Source organism: Amycolatopsis alba DSM 44262, from assembly GCF_000384215.1.
GTDB lineage: Bacteria > Actinomycetota > Actinomycetes > Mycobacteriales > Pseudonocardiaceae > Amycolatopsis > Amycolatopsis alba.
Window position 1 is genome coordinate 5,607,914 of sequence record NZ_KB913032.1, and the last position, 22,706, is coordinate 5,630,619.

Annotated in this window: 17 protein-coding genes and 1 riboswitch; of the genes, 11 read left to right on the forward strand and 6 right to left on the reverse strand. The window is 70.1% G+C overall.

Going from position 1 to position 22,706, the window contains the following annotated elements; all coding sequences use genetic code 11:
* The first annotated feature begins 113 nt into the window (after positions 1-113).
* The 6 genes from paaZ to paaE are packed head-to-tail and all read left to right on the forward strand — an operon-like array spanning position 114 to position 5,779.
* Positions 114-2,144, forward strand: coding sequence for a phenylacetic acid degradation bifunctional protein PaaZ (gene paaZ, locus AMYAL_RS0126560; protein ID WP_020634305.1), 2,031 nt, complete (start codon positions 114-116; stop codon positions 2,142-2,144).
* Entirely contained in the window at positions 2,141-3,085 is a 945-nt protein-coding gene (gene paaA / locus AMYAL_RS0126565) for a 1,2-phenylacetyl-CoA epoxidase subunit PaaA (RefSeq protein WP_020634306.1), read from the forward strand. Before paaZ ends, paaA begins: the two co-directional genes overlap by 4 nt.
* The gene (gene paaB / locus AMYAL_RS0126570) at positions 3,082-3,366 is read left to right on the forward strand and encodes a 1,2-phenylacetyl-CoA epoxidase subunit PaaB (RefSeq protein ID WP_005168080.1); all 285 of its coding nucleotides are present in this window, start codon (positions 3,082-3,084) and stop codon (positions 3,364-3,366) included. The genes paaA and paaB overlap by 4 nt, the downstream gene beginning before the upstream one ends.
* 1 nt (position 3,367) lies before the next feature.
* Positions 3,368-4,225, forward strand: a complete 858-nt coding sequence (gene paaC / locus AMYAL_RS0126575) for a 1,2-phenylacetyl-CoA epoxidase subunit PaaC (protein ID WP_020634307.1) — start codon at positions 3,368-3,370, stop codon at positions 4,223-4,225.
* Positions 4,219-4,707 carry a 1,2-phenylacetyl-CoA epoxidase subunit PaaD gene (gene paaD, locus AMYAL_RS0126580; protein ID WP_020634308.1) on the forward strand — a complete coding sequence of 163 codons (489 nt, stop codon included), beginning with the start codon at positions 4,219-4,221 and terminating at the stop codon, positions 4,705-4,707. Before paaC ends, paaD begins: the two co-directional genes overlap by 7 nt.
* Position 4,708: 1 nt before the next feature.
* Positions 4,709-5,779, forward strand: coding sequence for a 1,2-phenylacetyl-CoA epoxidase subunit PaaE (paaE, locus tag AMYAL_RS0126585; protein ID WP_020634309.1), 1,071 nt, complete (start codon positions 4,709-4,711; stop codon positions 5,777-5,779).
* A 102-nt stretch (positions 5,780-5,881) separates the two neighbouring features.
* Here the strand turns inward: paaE and AMYAL_RS0126590 are convergent, their stop codons facing one another.
* On the reverse strand, positions 5,882-7,456 hold the full coding sequence (locus AMYAL_RS0126590; RefSeq protein WP_020634310.1) for an ABC-F family ATP-binding cassette domain-containing protein: 1,575 nt from the start codon (positions 7,454-7,456) through the stop codon (positions 5,882-5,884).
* A gap of 117 nt (positions 7,457-7,573) precedes the next feature.
* Between AMYAL_RS0126590 and AMYAL_RS0126595 the strand changes: the two genes are divergently transcribed.
* Entirely contained in the window at positions 7,574-8,662 is a 1,089-nt protein-coding gene (locus tag AMYAL_RS0126595; protein WP_020634311.1) for a dihydrofolate reductase family protein, read from the forward strand.
* Between the two features lie 201 nt (positions 8,663-8,863).
* Here the strand turns inward: AMYAL_RS0126595 and cobN are convergent, their stop codons facing one another.
* The 4 genes from cobN to AMYAL_RS0126615 all read right to left on the reverse strand — a co-directional run bounded on the left by cobN (position 8,864) and on the right by AMYAL_RS0126615 (position 14,701).
* Positions 8,864-12,445 carry a cobaltochelatase subunit CobN gene (gene cobN / locus AMYAL_RS0126600; RefSeq protein ID WP_020634312.1) on the reverse strand — a complete coding sequence of 1,194 codons (3,582 nt, stop codon included), beginning with the start codon at positions 12,443-12,445 and terminating at the stop codon, positions 8,864-8,866.
* Positions 12,446-12,498: 53 nt separating this feature from the next.
* Positions 12,499-12,574, reverse strand: a riboswitch (cobalamin riboswitch).
* Positions 12,575-12,698: 124 nt separating this feature from the next.
* Positions 12,699-12,941, reverse strand: coding sequence for a helix-turn-helix transcriptional regulator (locus AMYAL_RS0126605; protein WP_020634313.1), 243 nt, complete (start codon positions 12,939-12,941; stop codon positions 12,699-12,701).
* 3 nt (positions 12,942-12,944) lie between these two features.
* A complete protein-coding gene (locus tag AMYAL_RS0126610; protein ID WP_020634314.1) occupies positions 12,945-13,796 on the reverse strand; it encodes an ABC transporter permease in 852 nt (283 codons plus the stop codon).
* Entirely contained in the window at positions 13,793-14,701 is a 909-nt protein-coding gene (locus AMYAL_RS0126615; RefSeq protein ID WP_026467474.1) for an ABC transporter ATP-binding protein, read from the reverse strand. Before AMYAL_RS0126615 ends, AMYAL_RS0126610 begins: the two co-directional genes overlap by 4 nt.
* Before the next feature lie 98 nt (positions 14,702-14,799).
* On the opposite strand from AMYAL_RS0126615, the gene AMYAL_RS0126620 reads away from it, so the two are divergent.
* The 3 genes from AMYAL_RS0126620 to AMYAL_RS0126630 are packed head-to-tail and all read left to right on the forward strand — an operon-like array spanning position 14,800 to position 18,010.
* Positions 14,800-15,888, forward strand: a complete 1,089-nt coding sequence (locus AMYAL_RS0126620; protein WP_020634316.1) for a hypothetical protein — start codon at positions 14,800-14,802, stop codon at positions 15,886-15,888.
* Positions 15,885-16,508, forward strand: a complete 624-nt coding sequence (locus AMYAL_RS0126625; RefSeq protein WP_020634317.1) for a precorrin-8X methylmutase — start codon at positions 15,885-15,887, stop codon at positions 16,506-16,508. Before AMYAL_RS0126620 ends, AMYAL_RS0126625 begins: the two co-directional genes overlap by 4 nt.
* Positions 16,505-18,010, forward strand: a complete 1,506-nt coding sequence (locus tag AMYAL_RS0126630; RefSeq protein ID WP_020634318.1) for a precorrin-2 C(20)-methyltransferase — start codon at positions 16,505-16,507, stop codon at positions 18,008-18,010. Before AMYAL_RS0126625 ends, AMYAL_RS0126630 begins: the two co-directional genes overlap by 4 nt.
* Here the strand turns inward: AMYAL_RS0126630 and AMYAL_RS0126635 are convergent.
* Positions 18,001-18,630 (reverse strand): LuxR C-terminal-related transcriptional regulator, encoded by a 630-nt coding sequence (locus AMYAL_RS0126635; protein ID WP_245193057.1) that lies wholly within the window; start codon positions 18,628-18,630, stop codon positions 18,001-18,003. The two genes, AMYAL_RS0126630 and AMYAL_RS0126635, sit on opposite strands and share 10 nt — an antisense overlap.
* Before the next feature lie 94 nt (positions 18,631-18,724).
* Here AMYAL_RS0126635 and AMYAL_RS0126640 point away from each other — a divergent pair, with 94 nt between their 5' ends.
* Complete coding sequence (locus tag AMYAL_RS0126640) at positions 18,725-22,384, forward strand: WD40 repeat domain-containing protein (RefSeq protein ID WP_020634320.1); 3,660 nt, start codon at positions 18,725-18,727, stop codon at positions 22,382-22,384.
* The last annotated feature ends 322 nt before the right edge of the window (positions 22,385-22,706 follow it).

Consider the following 22,706-nt stretch of genomic DNA (forward strand, 5'->3'; position numbering starts at 1 on the left):
GGCGGATGTCAAGGGTCCCCCGCCAACAGGGGGTTTGCAAGACCCCGGTCACGGGCTACAGTCAATTACTGAACGGACGGTCTGTAAATCCCACCATGGTGAAGGGTCGACTAATGGCATTGCTGCGCAGCTACGTCTCCGGCGGGTGGCACACGGCGGGAACTGACGGAGTACCGCTGCACGACGCCTCGACGGGCGAGGAGGTCGCCCGTGTCTCCTCCGAGGGCATCGACTTCGCCGCCGCGCTGGAGTACGGCCGCCGCACCGGTGGCCCCGCGCTGCGTGAGCTGACTTTCCACCAGCGCGCCGCACTGCTGAAGGCTCTGGCCTCCCACCTGCGCGAACACCGCGAAGAGCTGTACGCGCTCTCGGCGAGGACGGGCGCCACCAAGGGTGACTCGATGGTCGACATCGACGGCGGTATCGGCGTCCTGTTCGCCTACTCCAGCAAGGGCAAGCGCGAACTGCCGAACGACACCGTCTACGTCGACGGCAACGTCGAGCCGCTGAGCAAGGGCGGCACCTTCGTCGCCCAGCACATCGCCGTCCCGCTGCGCGGCGTCGCCGTCCAGATCAACGCCTTCAACTTCCCGGTCTGGGGCCCGCTGGAGAAGTTCGCGCCCGCGTTCCTTGCCGGTGTGCCCAGCCTGATCAAACCGGCCAGCCAGACCTCGTACCTGACCGCGCGGCTGGTCGAGATCATCATCGAATCCGGCATCCTGCCCGAGGGCACGCTGCAGTTCGTCGCGGGCAGCGTCGGTGACCTGCTCGACCACGTCACCGCCCAGGACCTCGTCTCGTTCACCGGCTCCGCGTCCACCGCGCAGAAGCTGCGCACGCACCCCGCGATCGTGCGCAACTCCGTCCGGTTCAACGCCGAGGCCGACTCGCTGAACCTGTCGATCCTCGGCCCGGACGCGCGGCCCGGCACCACCGAGTTCGACCTCTTCGTCAAGCAGCTCACCACGGAAATGACGGTCAAGGCGGGCCAGAAGTGCACCGCCATCCGCCGTGCCTTCGTGCCCGCCGACCTGCTGGACGCCGTCGCCGAGGCCGCGAGCGCGCGACTGGCGAAGACCGTCGTCGGTAACCCCACCGCCGAAGGGGTCCGGATGGGCGCCCTGGCCAGCCTGGAGCAGCGCGAGGAGGTCCGGCGATCGCTCAAGGCGCTGCTGGACGTCGGCACGGTCGTCTTCGGCGACCCGGAGCAGGTCGACGTCGTCGGCGCGGACGCCGAACGTGGCGCGTTCATCTCGCCGGTGCTGCTGAAGGCCGACCCGGAGCGTTCCGAGCCGCACGAGGTCGAGGCGTTCGGACCCGTGTCGACGCTGCTGCCCTACACCTCGACCGAGCAGGTCATCGAGCTCGCGGCACGCGGCGGCGGCAGCCTGGTCGGCTCGATCGTGTCCGCGGACCAGGAGTTCGTGCGCGAGGTCGTCCTCGGTGTCGCGCCGTACCACGGCCGCCTGCTGGTGCTGGACGCCGAAGACGCCAAGGAGTCGACGGGACACGGTTCGCCGATGCCGCAGCTGGTGCACGGTGGCCCCGGCCGCGCCGGTGGCGGCGAGGAGATGGGCGGCGTCCGCGGCGTGCTGCACCACATGCAGCGCACCGCCGTCCAGGGTTCGCCCGCCGTGCTGAGCACGGTCACCGGCCGCTGGGTCACCGGCGCGCCGCGCAACGCGGAGGACGTCCACCCGTTCCGGAAGTCCTTGGCTGAACTGAAGATCGGCGACTCGGTCGTCGCCGGGCCGCGTGAGGTCCTGCAGTCCGACGTCGACCACTTCGCCGAGTTCACCGGCGACACCTTCTACGCGCACACTGACCCCGAAGCGGCCGCGGCGAACCCGCTGTTCGGCGGGATCGTGGCGCACGGCTACCTCGTGGTCTCCTTCGCCGCCGGCCTGTTCGTCTCGCCGGAGCCCGGTCCGGTGCTGGCCAACTACGGCCTGGAGAACCTGCGGTTCCTCACCCCGGTCAAGGTCGGCGACACCCTCACGGTGACCTTGACCGCCAAGCAGATCACCCCGCGCATCGACCAGGAGTACGGCGAGGTCCGCTGGGACGCCGACGTCACCAACGCCGACGGCGACTCGGTCGCCAAGTACGACGTCCTGACCCTGGTGGCGAAGGAGCAGTCATGACAGCCACATTGCCCGAGGAAGACCTCGAAAAGCACTTCGAGGCGACCATCGAGCGTGACCAGCGCATCGAACCGCGCGACTGGGTGCCCGAGGGCTACCGCAAGACGATGATCCGCCAGATCGCGCAGCACGCGCATTCGGAGATCATCGGCATGCAGCCCGAGGGCAACTGGATCACCCGCGCGCCTTCCTTGCGGCGCAAGGCGATCCTGCTCGCCAAGGTGCAGGACGAGGCCGGGCACGGCCTGTACCTGTACTCGGCGGCGGCCACCCTCGGCGCCGACCGCGCGGACCTGACCGACAAGCTGATCAACGGCAGGCAGAAGTACTCGTCGATCTTCAACTACCCGACGCTGACCTTCGCCGACGTCGGCGTGGTCGGCTGGCTGGTCGACGGCGCGGCGATCTGCAACCAGGTCCCGCTGTGCCGCAGCTCGTACGGGCCGTACGCCCGCGCCATGATCCGCATCTGCAAGGAGGAGTCCTTCCACCAGCGGCAGGGTTTCGAACTGCTGATGACGATGATGCGCGGCACCGAGAAGCAGCGGGAGATGGTGCAGGAGGCGGTGAACCGCTGGTGGTGGCCGTCGCTGATGATGTTCGGCCCGCCGGACGCGGATTCGCCGAACACCGCGCAGTCGATGGCGTGGAAGGTCAAACGCCACACCAACGACGAGCTTCGGCAACGCTTTGTCGACATGTCCATCCCGCAGGCCGAGGCGCTGGGTGTCACCTTCCCGGATCCGGACCTGAAGTGGAACGCCGAACGCGGGCACTACGACTTCGGCGCCGTCGACTGGGACGAGTTCAAGAACGTGTTGAAGGGCAACGGCCCCTGCAACGCCCAGCGCGTCGCGCACCGGCGCCGGGCGCAGGAAGACGGTGCATGGGTGCGGGAAGCCGCGGCCGCCCACGCGGCGAAGAAAGAGGTTTCGGCATGAAGCACGACTGGCCGTTGTACGAGGTTTTCGTCCGGGGCAAGCGCGGGCTGAATCACGTGCACGTGGGTTCGCTGCACGCGGCGGACGACGACATGGCGCTGCACCACGCGCGGGATCTGTACACCCGCCGCAACGAGGGCGTGTCGATCTGGGTCGTGCGCGCGTCCGACATCACGGCGTCTTCACCGGACGAGAAGGACCCGTTCTTCGCGCCCAGCGGCGACAAGGTGTACCGGCACCCGACGTTCTACGACATCCCCGACAACGTCCCCCACATCTGACATGAGTTTCGACAACGCCTACGAGGCGATCACCGAGGAAAACGACTCGCGCTGGGCCTTCGGCACCGGGTTCGAGGATCCGCTGTCCGGTGTGGACACCACGGTTCCGTCCGGTGTGGACGGTGCGCGGCTGGCGGCCTACTGCCTGATGCTCGGCGACGACGCGCTGATCTTCTCGCACCGGCTGCAGGAGTGGTGCACGAACGCGCCCGAGCTCGAGGACGAGGTCGCGATCGCCAACATCGCGCTCGACCTGCTCGGACAGGCCCGGCTGCTGCTCGCCCGTGCGGGCAAAGCGGACGGCAGCGAGCGCACCGAGGATTCGTACGCGTTCTTCCGGGGCGAGCAGGAGTACCGCAACGTCCGCCTCGCCGAACTCGAAGGCGGGCACTTCGGGCATCTGATCGCGCGGCTGCTGGTGTTCTCGATCTGGCGGCTGGCCCTGCTGCAACGGCTTCAGTCCTCTGTGGACCCGGTGCTGGCGGCCATCGCGGACAAGGGCGTCAAAGAGGTCGCTTACCACCGCGACTACGCCGCGCAGTGGGCCGTGCGGCTCGGCGACGGCACGGAGCTGTCCCACGAGCGCATGCAGGAAGGCCTCGACGCGGTCTGGCCGTACGTGGGCGAGCTTTTCGCCGCGCACGAGGTCGAGTTCGTCGAGTCGCCGTCGCTGCGGCCCGAATTCGACGCGATCCTCGACCAGGTGCTGGCCGTCGCTCACTTGACCCGGCCCGAGGTCGGCGCGCTCGCCGGGGTTTCCGGCCGGATGGGCCGCGACGGCGTGCACACCGAGCGGATGGGCTTCCTGCTGGCGACCCTGCAGAGCGTCGCCAGGGAACACCCGGACGCGACATGGTGACCGCGTACGCCGTGGCGGCCACGGTCACCGACCCGGAGCTGCCGATGCTCACCCTCGCCGACCTCGGCGTGCTGCGTGAAGTGTCCGAATCCGGCGGTCGGGTGGTCGTGGCGATCACCCCGACCTACACCGGGTGCCCGGCGATGGACACCATGCGCGACGACCTCGTCCACGCGCTCACCGGCGCGGGCTACGGCGACGTCGAGGTCCGCACGGTGCTTCAGCCGGCGTGGTCCACCGACTGGATCACCGAAGACGGCAAACGGAAACTGGCCGAGGCCGGGATCGCGCCGCCGGGGGCCGCGCCGCGGCGGACCGGCCCGATCCCGCTCACGCTGAGCCCGGCGGTGTCCTCGGTCCGCTGTCCCCATTGTGGTTCGGCGGACACCGAGGAGCAGTCCCGGTTCAGTGCGACAGCGTGCAAAGCCTTGCGCCGCTGCCGGTTCTGCCTCGAACCGTTCGAACACGTCAAGGAGATCTAGCGTGACCGCGATCCTGCGCCGCACCGGGTTTCACACCCTGAAGGTGTCCGACGTCCAGCGGCTGTGCGACGACGCCGTCGCCGTGACCTTCGACGTGCCCGAAGACCTCGCCGAAACCTTCCGCTTCAAGGCCGGTCAGTCGCTGACCCTGCGCCGCGAGGTCGAGGGCCGCGACGAACGCCGCTCGTACTCGATCTGCGCGCCCGCCGGGGCGGCCCCGCGGGTCGGTGTGCGCGAGGTGCCGGGCGGGCTGTTCTCGTCGTGGCTCGTGCGCGACGTGAAACCCGGCGACGAGATCGAGGTCGCGCCGCCCACCGGCAGCTTCAGCCCCGATCTCGAAGCCGCCGGGCACCACGTGCTGATCGCGGCCGGGTCCGGGATCACGCCGGTGCTGTCGATCGCGTCTTCGCTGCTCAGCGACTCCGACGCGACGGTGACCGTGCTCTACGGAAACCGCCGCACGGACACGGTCATGTTCGCCGACGACCTCGCGGATCTGAAGGACCGTCACCCCGCGCGGCTCGAACTCGTCCACGTGCTCTCCCGTGAGCCGCGCGAGGCAGAACTGTTCACCGGACGGCTCGACGTCGAAAAGCTGCGGCGCCTGTGCACCGTGCTGATCCCGGTCGAGGACGTCTCGCACTGGTGGCTGTGCGGACCGTTCGAGATGGTGACCGGCGCGCAGGAACTCCTGCGCTCCCTGGACGTGGCCGAAGAGAAGATCCACCAGGAACTGTTCTATGTGGACACTCCGCCGGAGCCGGTGCGGCACGTCGACCCGGCCGTCGTGGGTTCGTCCAGCGAAGTGACGCTGGTCCTCGACGGCCGGTCGACGACGATGACGCTGCCGCGCGAGTCCTCCCTGCTCGACGGCGCGCAGAAGTACCGGCCGGACCTGCCGTTCGCCTGCAAGGGCGGAGTGTGCGGCACCTGCCGGGCGAAGATCTGCGACGGCAAGGTGGACATGCGGCGCAACTTCGCCCTGGAGAAGGCCGAAGTCGACGCCGGGTTCGTGCTCACCTGCCAGTCCGTGCCGGTGTCCGACGCCGTCACCGTGGACTTCGACGCCTGATTCCCGTAACTCGCGTGTTTGAACCCGTAACTCGCGTGCTTGAAGGCGGAACTCACGTGCTGAATCGTGTTACGGCTCTGATCACGCGAGTTACGGCTCTGATCACGTGAGTTCCGTGTTCAGCCACCTCGTGATGCCGATGTCGGCGAGGAACGGCCGGTCGTGGCTCGCCACGATCAGCGTGCCCCGGTAGGCCAGCAACGCCTCGGTGAGCCGGCGGACACTCGCCAGGTCGAGATTGTTCGTCGGCTCGTCGAGCAGCAGCAGTCTCGGCGTCGGTTCGGTCAGCAGCAGCGTCGCCAGTGTCGCGCGGAACCGTTCCCCGCCGGACAGCGACGCGACCTCGCGGTCGGCCGTCGTGCCCCGGAACAGGAACCGCGCCAGCCGCGCGCGGATCTCGTTGTCCGTGAGCGACGGCGCGACCAGCCGCACGTTGTCCACAATGGACAGCGTGTCGTCGAGGATGTCGAGCCGCTGGGGGAGCAGCCTGGCGGGCACGAACAGCCCCACTTCGCCCGACTTCGGCGGGAGCTCGCCGGTGATCGTGCGGAGCAGGGTGGTCTTCCCCGACCCGTTCGGGCCGGTGAGCGCGATCCGCTCGGGGCCCATGACGTGCAGGTTCACCGCCGGGCCGAATCGGGGCACGGCGTCGATCCGGAGCACGTCCGTCCCTCGCGGGACCGTGGTCTCCGGCAGTTCGACGCGGATCTCGGCGTCCTCGCGCACCAGGTCCTCGGCGGCCTTCAGCGCTTCGACGGCGCCCTCCAGCCTGTCGGTGTGCAGGTTCCGGTGCTTGCCCGCGGCGATCTGCGCGTCCTCCTGGCGTTTGCGCATCCGCACCTTGGGCTCGCGCTTCTGGTCCCACATCTTCTGGCCGTAGCGGGCGCGCCGGGCGAGTTTGATCCCGGCCTCGACCAGCTCCCGCTTCTGCCGCTTGACGTCGGATTCCGCCGCGCGCAGATGCCGCCGCGCGGCTTCCTGGGCGACCTCGACGGCGTGTTCGTAGTCCGCGAGGTTGCCGCCGTACGTCGTCACCTCGCCGTCGCGGACCTCGTCGATCCGGTCGACGAGCTGAAGCAGTTCGCGATCGTGCGAGACGACCACGAGGATCCCGCTCCAGGCCGCCACCTCGCGGTGCACGAGTTCGCGGGCCCGCAGGTCGAGGTTGTTCGTCGGCTCGTCGAGCAGCAGCGCGGCGGGCCGCCGCAGGAGCAGGGCGGCCAGCCCGAGCAGCGTGAGTTCGCCGCCGGACAGTTCGCCCGCCCGCTGATCCAGCCGGACGGCGGACAGGCCGAGCCTGTCGAGGATCGCGCGGGTGCGTTCCTCGACGTCCCAGTTGTCGCCGATGGCGGCGAAGTGCTCTTCGGTGGCAGCACCGCTCTCGACGGCCCTGATCGCCGCGCGGATCGCGGTGACGCCCAGCACGTCGTCGACGCGGCGTTCGGTGTCGAGGACGAGGTTCTGGGGCAGGTAGCCGAGTTCGCCGGGCGCGGTCACCGAGCCCGTGGTGGCCTTCAGGCGACCGGCCAGCAGCCTGAGCAGCGTGGACTTACCGGATCCGTTGGTGCCGACCAGGCCGGTTCGGCCCACCCCGATGGTGAGCGAGAGGCGCTCGAATACCGGAACGCCGTCCGGCCAGGTGAAGGTGACGTCGGAAAGCGTCAAGGAAGAAGACATGAGACTCCCTGCGAAGGAGGTGGATGAGGGCGCAGGTTCGTCTCACAAGAACATCGGGCCAGCCTAGCCCGCACGCGTCCGCGGTGCGACCGATTTAGCGGGGGCATACTGGCGGACGTGACCGAACGCCCCCATGTCCTGCTGTCCGCCGCTGTCTCACTGGACGGCTACCTCGACGACGCGACCGACACCCGGCTAGTGCTGTCCAACGAGGACGACTGGGCCAGGGTGGACGGGCTGCGCGCCGCGTCGGACGCGATCCTGGTCGGCGCGAACACGGTCCGCGCGGACGACCCCCGGTTGCTGGTCCGCTCGCCGGAGCTGGTCGCCGGGCGGGTCGCGGCGGGCCGTCCGGAGCAGCCGGTCAAGGTCACGCTCACCCGGAGCGGGTCGCTCGACCCGGCCGCGAAGTTCTTCACCGTCGGGGACGTGGAGAAGCTGGTCTACGCGCCGCCCGGCGTCGTCACCGGGGTGAAGGCGACCGTCGTCGAGCTGACGGATCTGCGCGGTCTGCTGGCCGACCTGCACGCGCGGGGCGTCCGGCGGCTGATGGTCGAAGGCGGCGGCGCGATCCACACACAGTTCCTCACCGAAGGGCTCGTCGACGAACTGCACCTGGCCGTCGCGCCGTTCTTCGTCGGTGATCCGCGCGCTCCGCGGTTCACCGGACCAGGCGCGTTCCCGCGAGGACTCACGCTCGTCGAAAACACCCGGCTGGGCGAAATCGCCGTGCTGGAATACCACGCGACGCCAGAACCGTCCGAAGTGGACATTCTGCGCCTGCGCGAGGCCATCGCGCTGGCCGAGAACTGCCCGCCGCGCACGTTCCGCGTCGGCGCTGTCATCACCGACGCCGACGGCGAAGTGATCTCCACCGGCTATTCGGGCGACGGCGATCCCGCCAACCACGCCGAAGAAGCCGCGCTCGCCAAACTCGAACCCGGAGACCCGAGACTGGCGGAGGCGACGATGTACACGTCGCTGGAGCCGTGCAGCTCCCGGACATCACATCCGCGGAGCTGCACCCAGCTCATCCTCGACGCCGGCCTCCCGCGCGTCGTGTTCGCCTGGCGCGAGCCGTCGGTGTTCGTCGACTGCGTCGGCGCCGAGACACTGGAGGCGGCCGGACGCCGGGTGATCGAGGTAGGGGCCCTCGCCGCCGACGTCCGCCGCGCGAACACTCATATCGCGGGTGTCCGCCCCTGAACTACTTACAGGCGTCGCAGCAGCCGCAGCCCTGACCGGTGCACGCCGAGCAGCAACCGTGGCGAAGCACGACCTTCAACAGACGCTTGATCATCGCTGTCCTCCCGATCGTTGTCATCCCACCGCCCCTGTCACGCTAAGTTCTGCGCATACGACAGTGGTACCGCCGGGAGTGCCATGCCCCCGCTCCAAGGGGTGACGTCAGGATTCGAGGTCCCCCTCCAGCGATAAGTAGACCTCGCGCAGCTGAGCCAAAAGGTCGGCGTCCGGCTCCGCCCACAGTCCCCGATCGGCCGCCTCGTTCAGGCGCTCGATGATGCCGCGCAGCGCCCACGGGTTGGCCTGGCGCAGGAACTCCTGATTGACCTCGTCGAGCACGTAGGACTCGGTGAGCTTCTCGTACATCCAGTCGCCGACCACCCCGGCCGTGGCGTCGAACCCGAAGAGGTAGTCGACCGTCGCCGCCAGTTCGAAGGCGCCCTTGTAGCCGTGCTTGCGCATCGCCGCCAGCCAGCGCGGATTGACCACGCGGGCCCGGAAGACGCGGGCGGTCTCCTCGCCGAGGGTGCGGGTGCGGACCGCGTCCGGCGTGGTGCTGTCGCCGACGTAGGACGCGGGCGCTGTGCCGGTCAGCGCGCGGACCGTCGCGATCATCCCGCCGTGGTACTGGAAGTAGTCGTCGGAGTCGGCGATGTCGTGCTCGCGGGTGTCGGTGTTCTTGGCCGCGACCACGATCCGCTTGTACGAGTTCTCCATGTCCTCGCGCGCGGGCCTGCCGTCGAGGTCACGGCCGTAGGCGAATCCGCCCCAGACCGCGTAGACCTCGGCGAGATCCTTGTCGTCGCGCCAGTTCCCGGAATCCATCAGCGGCAGCAGGCCCGCGCCGTACGCGCCGGGCTTGGACCCGAAGATCCTCGTGGTGGCACGGCGTTCGTCGCCGTGCGCGGCCAGATCCGCGCGGGTGTGGGCGCGGACGAAGTTCTGCTCGTCCGGTTCGTCCAGGTTCGCGACCAGGCGCACGGCGTCGTCCAGCAGTGTGATCACATGCGGGAAGGCGTCGCGGAAGAAACCACTGATCCGCACGGTGACGTCGACACGCGGGCGCCCGAGTTCGGCGAGCGGGATGGCCTCGATCCCGGTGACCCGCCGCGAAGCCTCGTCCCAGACCGGCTGGACTCCCAGCAGCGCCAGGACTTCCGCGGCGTCGTCACCCGAGGTGCGCATGGCCGACGTGCCCCAGACCGACAGGCCGACCGAACGCGGCCAGTCACCCGTGTCTTCCTTGTAGCGGCGGAGAAGCGAGTCGGCGAGCGCCTGCCCGGTCTCCCAGGCGAGACGGCTCGGGATGGCCTTCGGGTCGACGGTGTAGAAGTTGCGGCCGGTCGGCAGCACGTTGATCAGGCCGCGCAACGGAGAACCGCTGGGACCGGCGGGGATGTAGCCGCCGTCGAGCGCGTGCAGGACGGCGTCGATCTCGGCTCCGGTGCCCGCCAGCCGCGGCACGATCTCGGTGGCGGCGAAGGTCAGCACGTGCGCGACCTCCTGGTGTTCCGGCACGTCGGCGACGACCTCGGCGACGGCGGCGGGGGACCAGTCACGGGCCTCCATCGCCACGACGAGCGCCCGCGCCTTCTGCTCGATAGCGTCCACTTCGGACAGTGGAGTGTCGCTGTTCTCCTTGAGCCCCAACGCGGACCGCAGACCGGGGACCGCGCCCTGTTTGCCGCCCCACATCTGCTGGGCACGCAGCATCGCGAGCACGAGGTTGATCCGCGCCTCGCCTTCCGGCGCGGCACCGAGGATGTGCAGGCCGTCGCGGATCTGGGCGTCCTTGACCTCGCACAGCCAGCCGTCGATGTGCAGCAGGAAGTCGTCGAACTCCGCGTCGTGCGGGCGTTCCTCGACACCGAGGTCGTGGTCGAGCTTCGCGGCCTGGATGAGCGTCCAGATCTGCGCGCGGACCGCGGGCAGCTTCGCCGGGTCCATCGCGGCGATGTTGGCGTGCTCGTCGAGAAGCTGTTCCAGGCGGGCCATGTCGCCGTAGCTCTCGGCGCGGGCCATCGGCGGGATCAGGTGGTCGACGATCGTGGCGTGGGCGCGCCGTTTCGCCTGCGCGCCCTCGCCGGGGTCGTTGATCAGGAACGGGTAGATCAGCGGCAGATTGCCGAGGACGGCGTCCGGCGCACAGGAGTCCGAGAGACCGGCGGTCTTGCCGGGAAGCCATTCCAGCGAACCGTGTTTGCCGAGGTGGACGACGGCGTGCGCGCCGAACTCCTCCTCCAGCCAGCGGTACGCGGCCAGATAGTGGTGGCTCGGCGGGAGATCCGGGTTGTGGTAGATCGCGACCGGGTTCTCGCCGAACCCGCGCGGCGGCTGGATCATCAGGATGACGTTGCCGGACTGCAGGGACGCGAGGACGATGTCGCCGTTGTCGACGTACAGCTCACCGGGCGCCGGGCCCCAGTGCTCCTCCATGCCCTCGCGCAGTTCCGCGGGGAGCTCGGCGAACCACGCGCGATACTTGTCGGCCGGGACGCGGATCGGGTTGCCGGACAGCTGTTCTTCGGTGAGCCACTCCGGATCCTGGCCGCCCGCGGCGATGAGCGCGTGGATCAGGGCGTCGCCGTCCGGCTGGTCGGTGCCGGTGGGCTCGACGCCGGGGAACGGGTCCTCGCCGAGGTCGTAGCCCTGGTCGCGCATACGGCGCAGCAGTTCGATCGCGGACGCGGGGGTGTCGAGGCCGACGGCGTTGCCGACGCGGGAGTGCTTCGTCGGGTACGCGGACAGCATCAGCGCGATTTTGCGTTCCGGCGGCGGTGTGTGCCGCAACCGGGCGTGGGCGAGCGCGATCTTGGCGACCCGCGACGCGCGCTCGGCGTCCGGCACGTACTTGGGGAGACCGTCGTCGTCGATCTCCTTGAACGAGAACGGGACGGTGATGAGGCGGCCGTCGAACTCGGGGACGGCCATCTGGTTGCCCGCGTCGAGCGGGGAGAGGCCGTCGTCGTTGGCGGACCAGGTCTCGCGGTCGCTGGTGAGGCAAAGTGCCTGGAGGATCGGGATGTCGAGCGCGGCCATCTCGGAGACGTCCCACGCCTCGTCGTCCCCGCCGGCGCCGACCTCCGACGGCTTCGTGCCGCCGGCGGCGAGCACGGTGACCAGGAGCGCGTCGGCCTTGGCCAGCTCGGCCATCATCTCCGGTTCGCGGGTGCGCAGGGAGGCACAGTGGATCGGGAGCGCGCGGCCCCCGGCGTCCTCGATGGCGTCGGAAAGGGCGTGGACGAACTCGGTGTTGCCGGACAGGTGATGCGCGCGGTAGTAGAGGATCGCGATGACCGGGCCGGTCGTGGTCTTGGGCTCGCGTTCGAGGACGCCCCACAGCGGCTGGACGGCGGGCGGCTCGAAGCCGTCACCCGTGAGCAGCAGCGTGTCGCTCAGGAACCGGTGCAGCTGGGTGAGGTTGGCCGGGCCGCCCTGCGCGAGGTACGCGTGCGCCTCGGCCGCCGTGCCTGCCGGGACCGTGGACAGCTTCATGAGCTGCGCGTCCGGTGTCTGCTCGCCGCCGAGGACCACCACGTGCGCGCCGCTCGCGCGGACCGTGTCGAGCCCCTCCTGCCAGCTCCGCTCGGACCCGAGGATCCGGACGACGACGATCTGGGCGCCGTCGAGCAGAGCGGGCAGTTCGGCAAGGTCGAGCCGGGCGGGGTTGGCGAGCCGGTAGTCGACTTCGCTGGCCCGTGCGCTGAGCAGGTCGGTGTCCGAAGTGGACAGAAGCAGGATCACGGCAGTCCTCACTCGGGGTGTCCGCGCCCCGTGTCGTGTGGTCGCGACGGCCGGAGTTCCTGGCTTCCCCTCTCCGGTGCCCGAGGGGTGACAGTGGCGGGACCGCCCCGGACTCTCACCGGGTTCCTCCCTCTGCCGTCGCGTGGGTTCCCGCTCACTCTCCGGTGCGGTCCGGCGGGAGTCAAGGTGATGTGCCCTTCAGGCGGCTTCACCCTGGTCGTGCCTGGTTGCGGCCACGCCTGGGGCCGCAGGCTCACGCTGATCTTTCCGAAGAGTCACCGATCCGCGGGAAAGGCGCGGTGGAGAAGATGATCTCCACCGCCACCTCGAAGAATCCCGCGATCCGCAAGGCGAGGTAGAGGCTCGGGCTGTACTCGCCGCGTTCGAGGTAGCCGATGGTCTGGTAGTGCACGCCCAGCGCATCGGCGAGCTCGCGGCGGGAGATGCCGCGTTCCGCCCGTAGCATCGCGATCCGGTTGTAAACGACCTCGCTCATGAGCTAGCCAATTCGCTGCATCGCCTTTTCCCGTCGTGCCGCCACCGAGGACCCGGATTCGCGCCGTGCCATCCGCCGCAGGACGACCGGGGCCAGCGTCAATCCGATCACGGCCCACGCCGCCAGTACGCCCAGGGTCTCCCAAGTCCGCCACGAATGCCCGATCTCGACCAGCACCGTCGAATCCGGCAGCAGCGCCGACCGCATGCCGAGGCCGAGCCAGTACATCGGGAACACCTGTCCGATGTACTGCAGCCATTCCGGCAGCGCGGTGATCGGGTAGAAGATCCCGGAGATCGCGCCGAGGCCGGTGGTGGGCAGCATGATCAGCCCGATGCTGCGCGCGTTCGCGGTCAGCGAGCCGAAGATCGCGCCGATGGGCAAGGTGGCGAGCAGGCCGAGCGCCAGCACCCACAGCAGGCCCAGCCACGATGTCAGCCCGCCGGGCGCGATGCCGTCGAACAGGAACAGGCTCGGGATCAGGACCAGCAGGATTCCGATGACCGTTCCGGCGGAGACCGTGACGACCTTCCCGACGAGGTAACCGAACATGCCGTTCGGAGTGGCTTTGGCGCGCAGCAGCGTGCCGTCCTCGCGTTCGACGGCGAGAACCCCGGCCATCCCGAGCATGCCGCTGAACACGATCGAAGCGCCCAGCACGCTCGGCACGGTCGCGGCGCCGAGCGAGAACTCCGTTCCCGGCAGTTTCGCGTTGCGCATGAAGAACATGGCGATCACGAAGAGCGCCGGGAAGAGGAAGATGTTGAACAGGTCTTCGGCGTTGGTCAGGTTCTGGCGTGTCTCGAGCCAGCCTCGCCGCACGCCCAGCCGGACACTGTGCTGAATCGGGTTCATCGCGCACCCACCTCCGCGAGCGGGGATTCCGCCTGGCGCACCAGGGTCATGTAGGTGTCTTCGAGCGACGCCCGCCGGACCTCCAGGTCGCCGATGGCGTCCCCGTGCTGCTTGAACAGTTCGTGTACGTACTTCGTCGATTCCGTCGTCGAGTGGACGAACCGCTGGCCGTCCAGCGTCCAGCGAACCTCGGCCTCGCCGGCGATCTGCCTGCTCAGCGCGTCGGCCGAACCGTCGGCCACGATCCGGCCGTGGTTCAGGATCAGGATCCGGTCGGCCAGCTTCTCGGCCTCGTCGAGGTCGTGCGTGGTGAGCAGGATCGTCGTGTCGTCGTCATCGGTCAGCCGGTGCACGAGTTCGTGGAACTCGCGCCGCGCCTCCGGGTCCAGTCCGGCGGTCGGCTCGTCGAGGAACAGCAGTTCCGGGCGGCCGACGATGCCGATCGCGACGTCGAGACGGCGCCGTTGCCCGCCCGAGAGCATCCGGACCCGCTTGTCCGCGTGCGCGGTCAGCCCGACCGCGGCGATCAGCTCGTCCGGATCCCACGGCCGCTTGATGCCGTCCGTGGAGTACGGCGCGTAGTAGCCGCCGAGATGCTCCAGTAGTTCCCGCACCCGCCATTTCGCGTGGTCCCGCCAGGCCTGGAGCACGACCCCCAGTCGCGCCCTCCAGTTTTCGTCCGCGTGCGCCGGGTCGACGCCCAGCACGCTGACCTCGCCCTCGGACCGCATCCGGAAGCCTTCGAGGATCTCGATCGTCGTGGTCTTGCCCGCCCCGTTCGGTCCCAGCAGGCAGATCACCTCGCCACGGTGCGCGGTGAAGTCCACGCCGTGGAGTACGTCGTTCGTCCCGTACCGCATCCGGAGATCTTGGACGGAGATCATCACGTCGTGTGGATCTCTCATAGGTCACCCCCATCTCAGTGCTGCGATCGAATGTAGCACATCTACTACATTCGATCCGATGGTTACTCTCCCTGAAACGAGCCATCTACAGTGAGCGCATGTCCGCGAGCGCACGTGTCCGAGCCGACGCGTGCCCTGGTGTTTTCGCCACGCACGACGCCGCCGACGGTCCGCTCGCCAGGGTCCGGCTGCCCGGCGGCGCCATCACCGCGGCCCGGCTTTCGGCTCTCGCGGACGCCGCCGAAGACCTCGGCGACGGTGCGCTCCACCTGACTTCTCGCGGCAACGTCCAGCTTCGCGGCGTCACCCGTCCCGGTCTCGCGAGCAGGCTCGCGACCGCCGGGCTCCTGCCCTCGCCGTCACACGAACGCGTCCGCAACATCCTCGCTTCGCCCTTGAGTGACGTCGCCCAGGAGCTCGCCTCCGCGCTCGACAGAGCCCTGTGCGCCGTCCCCGAGCTGGCCGGACTTCCGGGACGCTTCCTCTTCGCGCTCGACGGCGGCCAAGGCGACGTCGCGGGAGAAGGCGCCGACGTCTGCTGGCGTGACGGAGCCTTGCTGCTCGCCGGCGACGACACCGGTCTGCGCGTCCCCTCTGAACACGCCGTCGACGCGCTGATCTCGGTCGCGCGCGCGTTCCTCCGGACCAGAGGGACGGCCTGGCGGGTCAGCGAACTCCCCGATCCGGAACCGCTGCTCAGCGGCGTCCCCGGCGAGCGGACCGAGCCGCGGGCCTTCGCGACGAGGCCCGGCCTGCCCATCGGGCCGATCGGCGATGCGGTCGTCGTCGCGCCGGTCTTCGGCCGCCTGACCTCGGCTCAGGCGCGAGCGATCGCGAAGGCCGGGAACGCCGTGGTCACCCCGTGGCGGTCGATCCTGGTCCTCGGACCCCTGGAAGCGGGCACGGGGCTGGTCGCCGATCCGGACGCGCCGTCGCTCGGCGTCAGCGCCTGCATCGGACGTCCGGGCTGCGCGAAGTCGCTTGCCGACGTCCGGGCCGACGCGGCTCGGGTCGGCAGGGCCCCGAGAGCTCACTTCGCCGGTTGTGAACGGCGGTGCGGAAAGCCCGCGCACGAGCACGTCGACGTGCTCGCGACGGAGGACGGTTATCTGGTCGACGGGGCGTTCGTCCCCGTCGGCGAGCTGACGGAGACGTTGGCGACGTTGGCGAAGAAGGGACAGCAGTGATCGACTACATCCGGGACGGGGCCGAGATCTACCGGCATTCGTTCGCCACCATCCGCGAGGAGGCGGATCTCGCGATCCTCCCCGACGACGTCGCGGTGCTGGCCGTGCGGATGATCCACGCCTGCGGGATGGTCGACCTGGTCGACGACCTCCGCTACAGCCTCGACGTGGTGGAGTCCGGCCGCGCGGCGCTCGAAGCGGGCGCGCCGATCCTCTGCGACGCCAACATGATCGCCTCCGGCGTCACCCGCAAACGTTTGCCTTCCGCCAACGAGGTGCTGTGCACGCTGTCCGACCCGAAGGTGCCGGGGCTCGCGGAGCGGATGGGGACCACCCGCTCCGCGGCCGCGCTGGAACTCTGGCGCGACAAGCTGCCCGGTTCCGTGGTGGCGATCGGCAACGCTCCCACCGCGTTGTTCCGCCTGCTGGAGCTGCTCGACGAGGGGGTCGGCGCCCCGGCGGCGATCATCGGTGTCCCGGTGGGTTTCGTCGGCGCCGCCGAGTCCAAAGTGGAGCTCGCCGAGCGGGCACCCGCGCCGTACCTGGTGGTGCACGGACGCCGCGGCGGCAGCGCGATGGCCGTCGCCGCGATCAACGCGATGGCGAGTGAGGTCGAATGAGCGGGCTCGGGAAACTCTGGGGTGTCGGGCTCGGTCCCGGTGACCCGGAACTGATGACGGTCAAGGCCGCACGGCTGATCGGCGAGGCCGACGTCGTCGCCTATCACAGCGCGCGGCACGGCCGGAGCATCGCGCGTTCGGTCGCCGAGCCGTACCTGCGGGACGGCCAGCTCGAAGAAAAGCTGGTCTACCCGGTCACGACCGAGACCACGGATCACCCCGGCGGCTACGAAGGCGCCATCGCCGATTTCTACGAGCTGAGCGCGAAACGGCTCGCCGAGCACCTTGACGCCGGACGCGACGTGGTCGTGCTCTGCGAAGGCGACCCGTTCTTCTACGGCTCCTACATGTACATGCACGAACGGCTCGCCGACCGCTACGAGGCGACCGTGGTGCCCGGCGTGACGTCGGTCAGCGCGGCGTCGTCGGTGCTCGGCCGCCCGCTGGTGCAGCGCGACGAGGTCCTCACCATCCTGCCCGGCACCCTGCCCGCGCCGGAACTCGCGCGACGCCTCGCCGACACGCAGGCCGCGGCCGTGCTCAAACTCGGCCGCACGTTCGGCAACGTCCGCGAGGCGCTGGCCGAGGCCGGGAAGCTGGACGACGCCTTCTACATCGAACGCGCGACCTGGCAGGCGCAGCGTGTCGAGCCGCTGGCCGACGTCGACCCGGAGTCGGTGCCGTACTTCTCGCTGGCGCTGCTCCCCAGCCCGGCGTACGCGTCCCGGCTCGACGGCGAACCCGAGGTCACCCGGACGCCGGAAACGCACACCGGCGGCGAAGTCGTGGTCGTCGGCCTCGGTCCGGCGGGTCCTGGCTGGCTGACGCCCGAAGCGACCGAAGAGTTGGCCGCGGCGGAGCATGTCGTCGGCTACGGCCCGTACGTCGCGCGGGTTCCTCAGCGAGCGGGCCAGCAGCGGCACGCGTCGGGCAACCGCGTCGAGGCCGAACGTGCCGTCGAGGCGCTGGAGCTGGCCGCGAACGGCGCCAAGGTCGCGGTCGTGTCCTCGGGTGACCCCGGCATCTTCGCGATGGCGTCCGCGGTGCTGGAGCAGCTCGCCGCCGGGCACGGCGCGGGAACGCGGGTGCGGATCGTGCCGGGCGTGACCGCCGCGCAGGCGGCCGCGTCCAGGGTCGGCGCGCCACTGGGCCACGACTACTGCGTGCTCTCGCTGTCCGACCGGCTCAAGCCGTGGGAGATCATCGAACGACGGCTCGACGCGGCCGGCGCGGCGGATCTCGTGCTCGCGTTGTACAACCCGGCGTCCCGCACGCGGACCACGCAGCTCGCGCAGGCCCGCGACGTCCTGCTGCGGCACCGCGCGCCGGAGACGCCGGTGGTCGTCGCCCGCGACGTCGGCGGGCCCGAGGAGGACATCCGCGTCGTCACCCTCGGCACCCTGGATCCCGCGGAAGTGGACATGCGCTGCCTGCTGATCGTGGGTTCGTCCAAGACCCGCGCCGAGAACGGAGTGGTCTGGACGCCGCGCAGCTACGAGTGACGGCCGAGCCCGGCGTTCCGGGCCTGGCCCAGCAGCACTTCACGGTCGTCCGTGCCGACCTTGGCGTGGATCGACGACACGACGTTGCGCACGGTCTTGGGGGCGACCCCCAGCTGTCGCGCCACCTGTGCGACCACGAGCCCGCCCGCCAGGAGGTCGAGCACCTCGTGCTCGCGTGAAGTCAGCCTGGGGAACACCCGCATCGGCCGGGACTCGGCCAGCAGACCGTAGAGCCGGTCCGCGGCGCGCTCGCCGAACACGACCGCGCCCGCCGCCACCCCCTGGATGAACCGGACCAGGTCGTCGTGGCCGGCGGTCCGGGACAGGACGCCGCGGGCGCCCGCGAGCATCGCGGCGACCACGAGTTCGCCGTCACCGGGCGGGGTCAGCACGAGCACGGCGGTTCCCGGTACGCGGGAAGCCACTTCGCGCGTCACGGCGAGCCCGTCGAGCGCGGGCGGGTGAACGGACAGGACCAGGACGTCCGGGCGCAGCGCGGTGGCGTGCCAGACCGCCTCGCGTTCGTCGGGGGTATGGGCGACCACCTCCAGTTCAGAAGACTCGGGCGGCTCGGGGACACCGGCGAAGACCACGCTCACCAAAGGGGTTCGAATCGGCACGCCATCGGTTGTAGCGCAGAACTTTTGTACAGTGTCCGGCCGTTTTCGGTGAACAATGTCCCTTCGATAACGCTTCGACGATCAGGGGGGCCTGGTGCCGAGACGCGAGCGCCCGCTGGGGCCGGGCGACGAGGTCGTCGTACGGTTCGCGGCGGATCTCCGCCTGCTCCGCGAAGAGGCCGGCGGGCCGACGTACCGGGAGCTTTCGTCCCGCGCGGGCTACTCGGCCGCCGCGCTGTCCGACGCGGCGGGCGGCCGGAAGCTGCCGGGACTCGCCGTCACGACCGCGTACGTCACCGCGTGCGGCGGCGACGTCGTGGCCTGGGAGGAACGCTGGCGCGCGGTCGCCGCCGGGCTCGCCGCGGCCTTCGGCGAACGCGACGACACCGAACTCCCGTACCTGGGACTGGCCGCGTTCCAGACCGCCGACGCCGCCCGGTTCTTCGGCCGCGAACGCCTGGTCGCCGAGCTGACCGGCAAGCTCGGCCGTCGACGGCTCGTCGGTGTCTTCGGCGCTTCCGGCTCGGGAAAGTCGTCCGTCCTGCGGGCCGGGCTCGCGGCGGCGAGCGAACGCCCCGTCGTCCTTCGCACGCCGGGCGCGCACCCGCTCGAAGAGGATCTCGACGTCGAGGGGCGGCTGCTGATCGTCGACCAGTTCGAGGAGGTCTACACCCTCTGCCGGGACCAGACCGAACGGGACAAGTTCGTCGACGCGCTGCTGGCGTCCGCCCGCGACGACCACGGGACCAGGGTCGTCCTCGGCGTCCGCGCGGACTTCTACGGTCACCTCTGCCGTCACGCGGGCCTGGTCGAGGCGCTCACCGACGCGCAGGTGATGGTCGGCCCGATGAGCGCCGACGAGCTCCGGACCGCGATCGTCGAACCCGCCGTCCGCGCGGGCTGCCGGGTCGAGGCGGCGCTGGTCACCACGCTCGTCGCGGACGCGACCGGCCAGCCCGCGATGCTCCCGCTCGTCTCGCACGCGCTGCTGGAGACCTGGCGGCGGCGCCAGGGGATCACGCTGACCAGCGCGGCGTACGAGGCGACCGGCGGGATCCTCAACGCGATCGCGCAGACCGCGGAGGCGGTCTACACGGATCTCGAACCGGACAGGCGCGCCGTCGTCCGGCAGATCTTTCTTCGGCTCACCGCGCTCGGCGAAGGCACCGAAGACACGAAGCGACGTCTCAACCGGCGTGAACTCGACGACGATTCGGCGACTACGGACGTCCTCGAACGCCTCGCCGACGCGCGCCTGCTGGTCCTCGACCGCGACGGCGTCGAGATCGCCCATGAAGCCCTGATCCGCAGCTGGCCCCGGCTGCGTGACTGGCTCGCGGAGGACCGCGAAGGGCACCGCCTGCACCGGCAGCTGGCCGAGGCGACCGACCTGTGGGAATCGCTGGACCGCGACAAGGGCAGCCTCTACCGCGGCACCCGGCTGGGTCTCGCGGCCGAATGGTCCGCCAGGGAACCGGACGCGCTGAGCACACGCGAACAGCAGTTCCTGAAGGCCGGGCTCGACGCCGAAGCCGAGGAAACCGCCGTCGGCCGCAAACGGACACGGAGGCTGCGAAGGCTTGTCGTGCTCCTCCACGTGCTGCTGATCCTGGCGGTCGTGGCCGTCGTGTACGCCGTCGACGCCGGGAACACCGCGACCGATCAGCGGAACGTGGCGCTCGCGCGCAAGGCCGTCGTCGACGCGAAGACGTTGCGGGAGTCGAACCCGGCGCTGTCGACACAGCTCAGCCTGGCCGCGTACCGGCTCGCGCCGATCCAGGAGACGCACGACGGCCTGCTCGCGTCCATGGCGGCGCCGTTCGCGACCCGGATGACCTTCGATCCCGGTGACGTGACCGTCGTCCTGAGCGGGCAGCTCATGATCACCTCCGACTCGTACCGGGCGACGCAGGTGTGGTCCATCGCCGATTCGCGGCATCCGGTGCTCCTCGCGACGCTGCCCGGTTCGGAGGAGGTCCGCGGCCCGCTCGCGGTCAGCAAGGACGGACGCGTGCTGGCGAGCGTCACCCGCGAGCACGCGGTCCGGCTCTGGGATCTGACCGAGCCGCGGCATCCGGTGCGGAAGGTGGACGTCACCGGGCACCGTGAGGTGCTGCTCTCCGTCGACTTCAGTCCCGACGGCCGCGTTCTCGTCACCGGCTCGGCGGATCACACCGTCCGGCTCACCGACGTCGGCGATCCCGGCGCGCCGAAACCGCTCGGCGTGCTCCCCGCCGAGCAGCTCGAACGCGCCGTCTTCAGCCCGGACGGCAAGCTGCTCGCGGTCACGAACACGAACTGGACGGCGGAACTCTGGGATGTCACCACACCCGCCGCGCCGCGGAAGCGCTCCGTCCTTTCCGGACACCAGGACCTGCAGCTCACCCCGGCGTGGAGCCCGGACGGCAAGCGGCTGATCACCACCAGCTGGGACCGGACGGCGAAGCTCTGGGACGTCGCCGACCCGGCGGCGCCCCGGCAGCTGTCGACGCTGACCACCCCGGCCGTGGTCTGGGCGGCCGGGTTCAGCCCCAGCGGCAGGCTGGTGGTGACCGCGGGGGACGACCAGTCCGTGCGCCTCTGGGACGTCACGGGACCGGCGAAGGAACTGCCGCCGCTGTCCGGGCACACGAACGCCATCTGGTGGACGGCGTTCTCCCCGGACGGCAAGACCATCGTGTCGACCAGCGCCGACCGGACCGTCCGGCTGCAGGACGTCGGCGAACTGGCGCTGGCTTCGAGCGCGGGCTGGAACGCGGGCCTGTTCACCGAACAGGGGCGGATCCTCGTCACCGCCGGGGACGACGTCCGGCTCTGGGCGATGGACGACCTCCGCGCCCCGCGACAGCTCGCGAAACTCCCCGGCCCGGCCACCGTCACCGCCCTCGCGCTGAGCCCGGACCGGAAAAGCCTCGCGCTGGCCGCGCACGACGGCGCCGGTGTCGCCGGGACGTTCGTGCTCCAGCGCTGGGACATCAGCGATCCGGCGGCGCCGAAACTGACGGCGTCGACCGGGGTGAAACCCACGTATTCGCTCGCGTTCAGCCCGGACGGCAAGACCTTCGCCTCCGGCCTCGACGACGGGCCGATCCAGCTCTGGGACGTCCATGACCCCAGCCGGTTCGCCGAACCGAGGATCCTGCCGGTCGGCGACGGCACGGTCTGGTCGCTCGCGTTCACCCCCGACGGGCGGACGCTGGTGGGCGGTCAGGGGCTCGACTCGTCGGCGGTGACGGTGTGGGACGTCGCCGATCCCCGCAAGCCCGGCCTGGTGTCGACCCTGCGACCCGACGGCGGCGCGTTGTTCAAGATGGCGCTCAGCCCCGACGGCCGCACGGTCGCCGCGGGCAGCAGCGACCGGAACGTCTACCTCTGGGACATCACCGACCGCGCGCACGCCGCGCGGCTGGCGAAACTGGGCGGCAACCCCGAAGGTGTCGGGCATCTCGCGTTCGGCCCGACCGGCAAGGAACTGGCGGCGTCGGCGTTCCGGACGGTGCGTGTCTGGGACCTGACCGATCCGCGGCACCCCGTCGAATCGGCGCAGCTCACCGGCTTCGCCGCGACGGTCAACTCGCTGGCGTACCGGGACGACGGGCATACGCTCGCGATCGGGAGCAGCGGCGTCCAGCTGTGGCAGACGGATACGGATCGCGTGGGCGAGGAGATCTGCAGGCTGGCGACGCCGAGGATCACCAGGGAAGAGTGGGAGAGGTACTTTCCGGGGCTCGACTACGCGCCACCGTGCGCGTGAGAGTTCCCTGAACTGTCCGCAAAGGATGGTGAGCCGGGTGTTGCGAAAGCCACTTTCGCAACCTTCAGCGTTGCGAAAGTGGCTTTCGCGACATGTCCAGGGCATGGGGCTCGGCAAAGCCGCATCGGCAGCGTTGCGAAGGCCTCCTTCGCTACCGTCAGAGTAGGGAAGAAGGCCTTCGCGACCGTCAGAGTAGGGAAGGAGGCCTTCGTAACCGTCTGGGCCGACCCCGCTCGCGCCCCCGCTGCTTCCGCTGCCCCCGCGGGCGTTGCGAAAGCCACTTTCGCAACCTTCAACGTTGCGAAAGTGGCTTTCGCAACAC